Annotated in this window: 7 protein-coding genes; 6 read left to right on the top strand and 1 reads right to left on the bottom strand. The window is 56.5% G+C overall.

The genetic code is table 11. From position 1 onward, the window contains the following. Positions 1-9 precede the first annotated feature (9 nt). The 3 genes from thiB to thiQ are packed head-to-tail and all read left to right on the top strand — an operon-like array spanning position 10 to position 3,270. The gene (thiB, locus tag TU92_RS18985; protein WP_112168730.1) at positions 10-993 is read left to right on the top strand and encodes a thiamine ABC transporter substrate binding subunit; all 984 of its coding nucleotides are present in this window, start codon (positions 10-12) and stop codon (positions 991-993) included. After that, positions 969-2,579 carry a thiamine/thiamine pyrophosphate ABC transporter permease ThiP gene (gene thiP, locus TU92_RS18990; protein WP_112168731.1) on the top strand — a complete coding sequence of 537 codons (1,611 nt, stop codon included), beginning with the start codon at positions 969-971 and terminating at the stop codon, positions 2,577-2,579. The genes thiB and thiP overlap by 25 nt, the downstream gene beginning before the upstream one ends. Further along, entirely contained in the window at positions 2,563-3,270 is a 708-nt protein-coding gene (gene thiQ / locus TU92_RS18995; protein ID WP_112168739.1) for a thiamine ABC transporter ATP-binding protein ThiQ, read from the top strand. Before thiP ends, thiQ begins: the two co-directional genes overlap by 17 nt. On the opposite strand, the gene TU92_RS19000 is transcribed toward thiQ, so the two are convergent. Beyond that, the gene (locus TU92_RS19000) at positions 3,260-4,027 is read right to left on the bottom strand and encodes a DedA family protein (RefSeq protein ID WP_112168732.1); all 768 of its coding nucleotides are present in this window, start codon (positions 4,025-4,027) and stop codon (positions 3,260-3,262) included. The genes thiQ and TU92_RS19000 overlap by 11 nt on opposite strands. A gap of 238 nt (positions 4,028-4,265) precedes the next feature. Here TU92_RS19000 and TU92_RS19005 point away from each other — a divergent pair, with 238 nt between their 5' ends. From TU92_RS19005 to rluA, 3 genes are all read left to right on the top strand, one after another. Then, entirely contained in the window at positions 4,266-6,671 is a 2,406-nt protein-coding gene (locus TU92_RS19005; protein WP_112168733.1) for a DNA polymerase II, read from the top strand. A gap of 223 nt (positions 6,672-6,894) precedes the next feature. Further along, positions 6,895-9,792 carry an RNA polymerase-associated protein RapA gene (gene rapA, locus TU92_RS19010; RefSeq protein ID WP_112168734.1) on the top strand — a complete coding sequence of 966 codons (2,898 nt, stop codon included), beginning with the start codon at positions 6,895-6,897 and terminating at the stop codon, positions 9,790-9,792. 65 nt (positions 9,793-9,857) lie between these two features. Beyond that, the gene (gene rluA / locus TU92_RS19015; RefSeq protein WP_112168735.1) at positions 9,858-10,559 is read left to right on the top strand and encodes a bifunctional tRNA pseudouridine(32) synthase/23S rRNA pseudouridine(746) synthase RluA; all 702 of its coding nucleotides are present in this window, start codon (positions 9,858-9,860) and stop codon (positions 10,557-10,559) included. The last annotated feature ends 45 nt before the right edge of the window (positions 10,560-10,604 follow it).

The following is a 10,604-nucleotide window of genomic DNA, read 5'->3' on the forward strand; positions in this document are numbered from 1 at the left end:
AGCGCAAAGTTGAAAAAATTATTGTCCTGCCTGCTGTTACTTTCTGCACCTGCATTTGCTGCAAAACCTGTCCTGACCGTATACACCTACGACTCTTTCTCTGCCGACTGGGGCCCTGGCCCTGCCATCAAAAAAGCCTTTGAAGCGCAATGCGGCTGCGAACTGAAATACGTCGCGCTGGAAGACGGCGTGTCTTTGCTCAACCGTCTGCGGATGGAAGGCAAGAACAGCAAAGCGGACGTCGTGCTTGGGCTGGATAACAACCTGTTGCAAGCTGCGGAGCAAACCGGGCTTTTCGCCAAAGCACCGAAAACCGACGCCAAACTGACTGTCCCCGGCGGCTGGGATAACAGTACGTTCGTGCCTTACGACTACGGCTATTTCGCGTTCGTCTACGACAAAAACAAACTGAAGAATCCGCCGAAAAGTCTCGATGAACTGATCAACAGCGATCAGAACTGGAAAGTGATCTACGAAGATCCGCGCACCAGCACGCCGGGTCTGGGTCTGATGCTGTGGATGCAAAAAGTCTATGGCGATAAAGCGCCACAAGAATGGCAGAAGCTGGCGAAGAAAACCGTCACCGTCACCAAAGGCTGGAGCGAGGCCTACGGTTTGTTCCTCAAAGGCGAAAGCGATCTGGTGCTGAGTTACACCACCTCTCCGGCGTATCACATCATCGAAGAGAAGAAGGATAACTACGCGGCGGCCAATTTCACCGAAGGTCATTACATGCAGGTGGAAGTGGCGGGCCAGCTGGCGAACAGCAAGCAACCGAAGCTGGCTGAACAGTTTATGAAATTCGTCACTACCGACGGTTTCCAGAAAGTAATACCGACCGGTAACTGGATGTATCCGGTGATCGCCACGCCGCTGCCCGATGCCTTTAATCAGCTAACGGTACCGGCGAAATCCCTGCAATACAGCGCGCAGGACGTCGCCACTCACCGCACAGAATGGATCCAGGCATGGCAGAACGCAGTCAGCCGTTGATCCCGCGCTGGCTGTGGCCGGGCGCGGTGGCATCGCTGGCGATGCTGCTGGTTGCCGCGCTGGCGTTAGGCTCTCTGTGGCGTCACGCGCCGCAGATGAGCGGCGCCTCGCTGTGGCAGGATCCCTATCTCTGGCATGTAATCCGTTTTACTTTCTGGCAGGCGCTGCTTTCGGCGCTCTGCTCGGTGCTGCCCGCAATTTTGCTGTCGCGGGCGCTGTTCCGCCGCCGTTTTCCTGGCCGTCAGTTACTACTTCGTTTATGCGCCATGACGCTGGTGCTGCCGGTGCTGGTGGCCGTGTTTGGCATTCTCAGCGTCTACGGCAGACAAGGCTGGCTGGCGCAGCTGTGCGGCTGGCTCGGTATGGATTATCATTTTTCGCCCTATGGCTTACAGGGCATTTTGCTGGCGCACATCTTCTTCAATCTGCCGCTCGCCACCCGCCTGTTGTTGCAGGCGCTGGAAAATATCGCTGTCGAACAGCGCCAGCTTGCCGCGCAGCTGGGCATGAATGCGTGGCAGCAATTTCGTTTTGTCGAATGGCCTGCCCTGCGCCGCCAGATTTTCCCCGCCGCAGCCCTGATTTTCATGCTGTGTTTTGCCAGCTTCGCCACCGTGCTTTCTCTCGGCGGCGGCCCGCAGGCGACCACGATCGAACTGGCTATCTATCAGGCGCTCAGTTATGACTACGATTTAGGCCGCGCCGCCACGCTGGCGCTGATCCAGTTGTTCTGCTGTCTGGCGCTGGTGTTGCTGAGCCAAAAACTCAGTCAGGCGCTGCCGGTCGGACAAACGCACTCTCAGCGCTGGCGTAATCCCGATGATTCCCTGCCGCGCCGCCTCGCCGACGGCGTACTGATCGGCCTTGCCCTGCTGCTGATCCTGCCGCCATTGCTGGCAGTGATTTTTGATGGCGTGAATCGCGCCGCCGTCAGCGTTCTGCAACAGGCCGCGCTCTGGCAGGCATTGTGGACGTCAGTACGTATTGCACTGGGCAGCGGGTTGCTTTGTGTACTGCTCACCATGATGTTGCTGTGGAGCAGCCGCGAACTGCGTTTGCGCAAGTTTAGCGGCTGGGCGCAGGCGATGGATCTCAGCGGTATGTTGATCCTCGCGATGCCGGGCATCGTGCTGGCGACCGGGTTTTTCCTGTTGATCGGTGATACAACCGGTTTACCACAATCGCCCTGGCCGCTGGTGATCCTCACCAATGCGCTGATGGCGGTGCCTTATGCGTTGAAAGTGTTGGATAACCCGATGCGTGACGTCGCAGAACGCTACAACCCGCTGTGTCTTTCGCTGGATATGCACGGCTGGCATCGGCTGCGCCGGGTGGAACTGAGTGCGCTGAAACGCCCGATAGCTCAGGCGCTGGCGTTTGCCTGTGTGCTGTCACTGGGGGATTTCGGCGTGATCGCATTGTTCGGCAACGAGAATTTTCGCACGCTGCCATTTTATTTGTATCAGCAGATCGGTTCCTACCGCAGTCAGGACGGCGCGGTAACTGCGCTGTTATTACTGCTGCTGTGCTTCCTGTTATTCACCCTGATCGAGAAACTGCCGGGCCGCCATGCTGACGCTGAATAAACTGACTTATCTGTACGAGCATCTGCCGATGCGCTTTGATTTACGCATCGCCGCGGGTGAACGCGTGGCGATCCTCGGCCCGAGCGGTGCGGGGAAAAGTACCATGCTGAGCCTGGTTGCCGGTTTTCTCGCGCCAGTGAGCGGGCAAATCTTGCTCAACGGTGACGATCACAGCGCGACACCGCCAGCCAGGCGTCCGGTGTCAATGCTGTTTCAGGAGAACAATCTGTTCTCGCATCTGACCGTGCGTCAGAACATGGGACTGGGCTTACATCCGGGGCTGAAACTCAGCGCGCAGCAAAAGCAGGATTTGGAAGAGATCGCCCGACAGGTCGGGCTGAGTGAGTGTTTAGATCGTCTGCCCTCGCAGCTTTCCGGCGGCCAGCGGCAGCGGGTGGCGCTGGCACGCTGTCTGTTGCGTAGCCAGCCGATTTTGCTGCTCGACGAACCTTTCTCGGCGCTCGATCCGGCACTACGCAGTGAAATGCTGAGCCTGCTGGATAAGGTTTGCGGACAGCGTAATCTGACGTTATTGATGGTGTCACACAATCTGGATGATGCGGCGCGGATTGCTCCGCGCACGCTGCTGGTCGTCGACGGCAGAATCTTCTACGACGGCCCGACGCAGGCGCTGGTAGACGGCAGTGCGCCGGAAGCCAAAGTGTTGGGCATCAGCCCAATCAGCGGGTGATCACTTTCCACAGCAGATGGCCGTAAACTGGCATCATCGGCTGCTTGCTGAGCATCACAATGCTGACCACCGTCGCCACCACGCTCAGCACGCACACAACCCGTAATCGCGTCAGCGGCAACCATTTGGTCATCATGTCCGGCGAGCCCTTTCCGGCGCGGAACCAGCGCCACGCCAGCCAGGCACTGAGCCAAATCAGCATCACACTGATAAACAGCAGCCATTTGAATACGCCGCTGTTGTGGCTGGCCGGAATGTCGATGGCGACGCCAGCCAGGATCCCCGGCAGGAAATAAACCGGCGGCCAGGTGATACAGCCGACAATGTTCGGGGGCGCAAACTTATACGGCGGCAGATTAAGCATACCGGCGACCAGCGGCACCAGCGGGCGCGTCGGCCCGATAAAGCGCCCTAAAATCACCGTGGCAAAACTGTGGCGATCGAGGGCGTAACCGGTTTTATCCAGCAAGGACTGATAGCGCTGAAGAAAGCGCCAGCGGTGCAGCGGTTCTTTGAATCCACGCCCGATAAAGTAGGACGCCCAGTCGCCGAGGAAGCAACCGAGTCCGGCTGCCAGCCAGGCTTCGTACAGGCCGACCTGACCGCTGCCGATCAACGTCCCCAGCGTGGCCATCATGACGGTGCCCGGCAGGATTAGCCCGACCAGCGCCAATGATTCGAAAAATGCGACGACAGCGACAATAATTAAAGCAAAGCCCACCGACTGAGCGACCAGATGTTGTAGATAGGCTTCCATAAATTCCCAGTATTCAGTTACGCGAATTGCGCAGATAAATGAGACAAATGTGAGTTTTCTGCATTCTCATTGTAGTCAAAACATTAAGCGGCTGAATTGTCAGCGCATGAACTTTTACAGTCAACCGCGTAATTGTATGCGTATTTGGCTGAAACCTTAGCAATAGACAAAGACTGTATAAATAACCATACTCTGTCTTTGACGATCTCTTATTCATCTCTGTCGTTCCGAGGCGCTTATTAACTCCCCAACCGCACGTCCCTCTTCTGTCCCCGCTGACGCCACGCCGCGTCAGGGTTTTGTGCTAACCCGCCACTGGCGCGACACACAGCGTGGTACCGAGGTGGAATTGTGGCTGGCAACGGACGAGGGCGCGCAAAAAATCCGCCTGCCGTTGCAGGAGTCCGTGGCGTTTATCCCGGTGGTTCAGAAGGCTCAGGCGGAACGTCTTCTGGCCGATGAAAAAAATATCAGTTTGCGCACCTTGCCGATGCAGGATTTCCATTCGCGGCCAGTTCTCGGCCTGTATTGCACGCAGCATCGCCAGCTGATGCGCATCGAAAAAATGCTCAAAGAAGGCGGTGTTCAGGTGTATGAAGCGGATATTCGCCCGCCGGAACGTTTTCTGATGGAGCGTTACATCACCGCGCCGGTCTGGTTCAGCGGTAAACCGGGGCCGGGAAATCTGCTGCTCGACACCAAAATGAAGCCCGCCGAAGGCTACCGCCCGCCGATGAAGCTCTGTTCGCTGGATATCGAAACCAGCGGTAACGGCGAGCTCTACTGCATCGGGCTGGAAGGCTGCGGGCAACGCCACGTCTATATGCTCGGACCGCCAAACGGTGACCCGGACAGTAAGTTTGATTTCCATCTGGAATACGTCGAGAGCCGCCCGCAGCTGCTGCAAAAACTGAATGAATGGCTGGAACGCTACGATCCGGACGCCATCATCGGATGGAACGTGGTGCAGTTTGATCTGCGCGTGCTGCAAAAACACGCGGAACGTTACAAGATCCCGCTGCGTTTTGGTCGCGACGGCGGCGAGCTGGAATGGCGTGAGCATGGTTTCAAACAGGGGCACTTTTTTGCTGCCGCCGCAGGCCGCCTGATCATTGATGGCATTGAAGCCCTTAAATCCGCATTCTGGAACTTCAATTCATTTAGCCTTGAATTCGTTTCGCAAAGTTTGCTGGGCGAAGGGAAATCCAGCGACAGCCCTTATCAGCGGCTGGCGGAAATCGAACAGCGTTTTCGTGAAGACAAACCGGCGCTGGCCCGCTATAACCTGAAAGACTGCGAACTGGTTACCCGTATTTTTGCCAAAACGGAGCTGATGCCCTTCCTGCTTGAGCGTGCTTCGGTCACCGGTCTGGCGGTCGATCGCAGCGGCGGCTCGGTGGCAGCGTTCACCCATCTTTATCTTCCCCGAATGCACCGCGCCGGTTATGTCGCGCCCAATCTTGGCGAGCTGGAGGGCGAAATGAGCCCCGGCGGATTTGTGATGGACTCACGCCCCGGTTTGTACGACTCGGTGTTGGTGCTTGATTACAAAAGCCTTTACCCGTCGATTATCCGCACATTTTTGATTGACCCGGTCGGGCTGGTCGCCGGGCTGCAACAGCCGGATGATGAACACTCGGTTCCCGGTTACCGCAATGCGCGATTCTCGCGGGAAAAACATTGCCTGCCGGAAATCGTTCGTCAAATCTGGCAGGGACGTGAGGCCGCTAAACAGCAGAAGAATAAACCGCTGTCACAGGCGCTGAAGATCATCATGAATGCCTTTTACGGCGTACTCGGCTCGAGCGGCTGCCGGTTCTTCGATCCGCGTCTGGCATCGTCAATTACGCTGCGCGGCCACGACATCATGCGCCAGACCCGCGAACTGATTGAGGCCGAAGGCTACCAGGTGATTTACGGCGATACCGATTCCACCTTCGTCTGGCTGAATAAAGCGCACAGTCAGGAAGACGCCGACGTGATTGGCCGTCATCTGGTTGAACAAGTGAATGTCTGGTGGAAGACGCATTTAGAGCAAGAGTACGGGCTGGAAAGCGCGCTGGAACTGGAATTTGAAACGCACTACCAGCGTTTTCTGATGCCGACCATTCGCGGTTCGGAAACCGGCAGTAAAAAACGCTACGCCGGACTGGTAAAAGACGCCGACGGTGAGCACATCGTTTATAAAGGTCTGGAAACCGTGCGCACAGACTGGACACCGCTCGCGCAGGTCTTTCAGCAGGAACTGTATCAGCGAATTTTCCACCGTCAGCCTTATCAGGATTATGTCCGTGACTACGTGGCCAGCACGCTCAGTGGTGAGTTTGATGATAAACTGGTCTATCGCAAACGCCTGCGCCGAAAGCTCAGCGACTATGAGAAAAACGTGCCGCCGCACGTTCGCGCCGCACGGTTAGCCGATGAGTACAACGCGCTGCACGGACGGGCGAAGCAGTATCAGAACGGCGGCTGGATTAGCTACGTGATGACCACGTCCGGGCCGGAACCGCTGGAGAACCGCCTGTCCCCGATCGACTACGATCATTACATTGAACGCCAGCTCGAACCGGTAGCCGACGGTATTTTGCCTTTCCTGCACGACGATTTTGCTACACTTATTACAGGTCAGATGGGGCTGTTTTAAACAAAAGTTGGCGCGAGTCCGGTGATTCGCAGGTGACGAATCGTTTACCTTCCATTACCATAGCGCCCTTTCCCATTTCTGAATCATCCTCACACAGTGAAACACTCCGCGCCTTCGGGCGGGGAAAGAAGACTATTGCCCGCGCGTTATCCGAGGCATAGCAAGCATTGCGCAGTTGACGTCGCAGTTGCCACATCTGGAACATACAACACAGAGAGAGATTATGCCGTTTACATTGGGTCAACGCTGGATAAGCGATACGGAAAGCGAATTAGGATTAGGCACCGTGGTTGCAATAGATGTGCGCATGGTGACTTTGCTTTTCCCCGCCACCGGTGAAAACCGTTTGTATGCCCGAAATGATTCCCCGATCACCCGCGTGATGTTCAATACCGGTGATACCATCAGCTGCCACGAAGGCTGGCAGCTGCAAGTCGAAGAAGTCATTGAAGATAAAGGTCTCTTGACCTATATCGGCACCCGTCTTGATACAGAAGAAACCGGCGTCGCGATGCGCGAAGTGCTGCTCGACAGCAAGCTGACCTTCAGCAAGCCGCAGGATCGCCTGTTCGCCGGTCAGATCGACCGCATGGATCGTTTCGCCCTGCGCTTTCGTGCCCGTAAATATCAGCGCGAACAGTTCCGTCTGGAATTCGGTGGCCTGCGCGGTATGCGCGCCAGCCTGATCCCGCATCAGTTACACATTGCTTATGAAGTCGGTCAGCGTCATGCGCCACGTGTTTTACTGGCCGATGAAGTGGGTCTGGGTAAAACCATCGAAGCGGGGATGATCATCCATCAGCAACTGCTGTCAGGCCGCGCCGAACGCGTGCTGATCGTGGTACCGGAAACACTGCAACACCAGTGGCTGGTCGAAATGCTGCGCCGCTTCAACCTGCGCTTCTCCCTGTTTGATGACGATCGCTACGCGGAATCCGTTCACGAAGCGACTAACCCGTTTGAAACCGAACAGCTGGTTATCTGCTCGCTGGACTTCGTACGCCGCAACAAATCTCGTCTGGAGCAGCTGTCCGACGCGTCATGGGACATGCTGGTAGTCGATGAAGCGCACCATCTGGTGTGGAGCGAAGACGCGCCGAGCCGCGAATATCAGGTGATTGAACAGCTTTCACAACAAATCCCAAGCGTGCTGTTGCTGACCGCAACGCCGGAACAGCTCGGGCAGGAGAGCCACTTTGCGCGCCTGCGTTTGCTCGATCCGGATCGTTTCCACGATTACGAAGAATTCATCGAAGAGCAGCAGCAGTATCAGCCAGTTGCCGATGCGGTCACGCTGCTGCTCAATAAAGAACCGCTGACGCCAGAAGCGCTGGCTTTGCTGGGTGAAAGCGTCGGCAATGCCGATACCGATGCCCTGCTGACCGCCGCCAATCAGGGCGACGAGGCTGCAGCTAAGCAGCTGGTTTCCATGCTGATGGACCGCCACGGCACCAGCCGCGTGCTGTTCCGTAACACCCGTAACGGTGTGAAAGGCTTCCCGGATCGTCATCTGCACGCGGTGAAATTGCCGCTGCCGACGCAGTATCAGACCGCGATTAAAGTCTCAGGCATCATGGGCGCGAAAAAATCCGCCGAAGCGCGTGCGCACGACATGCTCTATCCGGAGCAGATTTATCAGGAATTCGAAGGCGAGAATGCGACGTGGTGGAACTTCGACCCGCGTGTGGAATGGCTGCTCGGCTATCTGACCGCCAACCGCGACGAGAAAGTGCTGGTTATCTGTGCCAAAGCCGCCACTGCGCTGCAACTGGAGCAGGTTCTGCGCGAGCGTGAAGCGATCCGTGCTGCCGTGTTCCATGAAGGTTTGTCTATCATCGAACGCGACCGCGCCGCCGCGTACTTTGCGTCGCAGGAAGATGGCGCACAGGTTCTGCTGTGTTCTGAAATCGGCTCCGAAGGCCGTAACTTCCAGTTCGCCAGTAAAATGGTGATGTTCGATTTGCCGTTCAACCCGGATCTGCTCGAACAGCGTATTGGCCGCCTGGATCGTATTGGTCAGCAAAACAACATCGACATTATGGTGCCTTACCTCGAGCAGACCGCGCAGTCGGTGCTGGTTCGCTGGTTCCACGAAGGTCTGGATGCATTTGAGCATACCTGCCCGACCGGCCGCACCATTTATGACAGCGCTTATGAACAGCTGATCGCTTTCCTCGCCACGCCTGCCGAGCAGGAAGGTCTGGATACGTTTATCCTTGAATGCCGCGCTGAGCACGATGCGCTGAAAGAGAAGCTGGAAAATGGCCGCGACCGTCTGCTGGAGATGCATTCCAACGGCGGCGAACGTGCGCAGCAACTGGCGCAGGAAATCGGTGAGCAGGATAACGACGTGAACCTGGTTAACTTCGCGCTGAATCTGTTCGATATCGTCGGCATCAATCAGGAAGATCGCAGCGATAATCTGATCGTACTGACACCTTCCGATCACATGCTGGTGCCGGATTTCCCAGGTCTGCCGGAAGATGGCTGCACTGTGACGTTCGATCGCGAACAGGCGTTGTCGCGCGAAGATGCGCAGTTCATCAGCTGGGAACATCCGATTGTGCGCAACGGTTTGGATCTGATCCTCTCCGGTGATACCGGCAGCTGTGCGGTGTCGATCCTGAAAAACAAAGCGTTGCCGGTAGGCACCATGCTGGCAGAGCTGATTTACGTGGTGGAATGTCAGGCACCGAAACACCTGCAGCTTACCCGCTTCCTGCCGCCGACGCCGGTTCGCATGTTGATGGACAGTAAAGGCACCAATCTGGCTGCTCAGGTCGAGTTTGAAAGCTTTAACCGCCAGTTGAACGCCATCAACCGTCATAACTCCAGCAAGCTGGTGAATGCCGTACAGCAGGATGTGCATACCATGCTGCAACAGGCAGAGCCGCAGATTGCCGAACAGGCGCGGGTGCTGATTGAAGCCGCCAAAGTAGAAGCCGACGAGCAACTGACGCAGGAACTCGCCCGACTGAAAGCGCTGAAAGAAGTGAACCCGAACATTCGTGATGATGAGCTGGACGCGGTAGACTCCAACCGTAAGCAAGTGCTGGCAAACCTGAACGATGCCAGCTGGCGTCTGGATGCGATCCGCCTGGTGGTGGTCAGCCACCAGTAAGCCCGACGGGATGCAGCCGGTCTGCATCCCTCTTTCTTTTAACGCTGACACAGACTGAAACCGCTATGAGCGAACATCAACCGAACATCCCTGTCCCTTCAAACACCCGGCCTCTGGAAAACTACAATCCACCGACCGATCCCTGGTTGCAGGTGATTTTTCAGGATGAACACATCATGGTGGTTAATAAACCCAGCGGTCTGCTCTCGGTGCCGGGGAAATTAGCGGAGCATCAGGACAGCCTGATGACCCGCATTCAGCAGGAATTTCCAGTCGCGGAATCGGTGCATCGTCTGGATATGTCGACCAGCGGCGTGATTGTCGTCGCGCTGACCAAAGACGCCGAGCGCGAGCTCAAGCGTCAGTTTCGCGAACGCGAAACCAAGAAAGTGTATATCGCGCGAGTCTGGGGACGCATGGAAGATGATTACGGCATCATCGATTTGCCGCTGATCTGCGATTATCCGAACCGGCCAAAGCAGAAAGTCTGTCACGAGACCGGTAAAAAGGCGCTGACGCAGTACGAAGTGATGTCGTGGGATGATGATGGTACGACGCGCGTCAAACTGCGCCCCATCACCGGGCGTTCGCATCAGTTGCGCGTTCATCTGCTGGCACTCGGGCATCCTATCCTCGGTGATAAGTTCTATGCACATCCCGACGCATTGGCCGCCTCTCCCCGTCTGCAACTGCACGCGCAGGAGCTGTCTTTTTATCATCCGATTACTGATGCCCCACTGGTGTTTAACTGCGAACCGGATTTTTAAGGGAAGTGTTCCGTCCCTGAAAGTAAAAAAGGCGCTGAATTCAGC

This window comes from Rahnella inusitata, assembly GCF_003263515.1.
Lineage (GTDB): Bacteria > Pseudomonadota > Gammaproteobacteria > Enterobacterales > Enterobacteriaceae > Rahnella > Rahnella inusitata.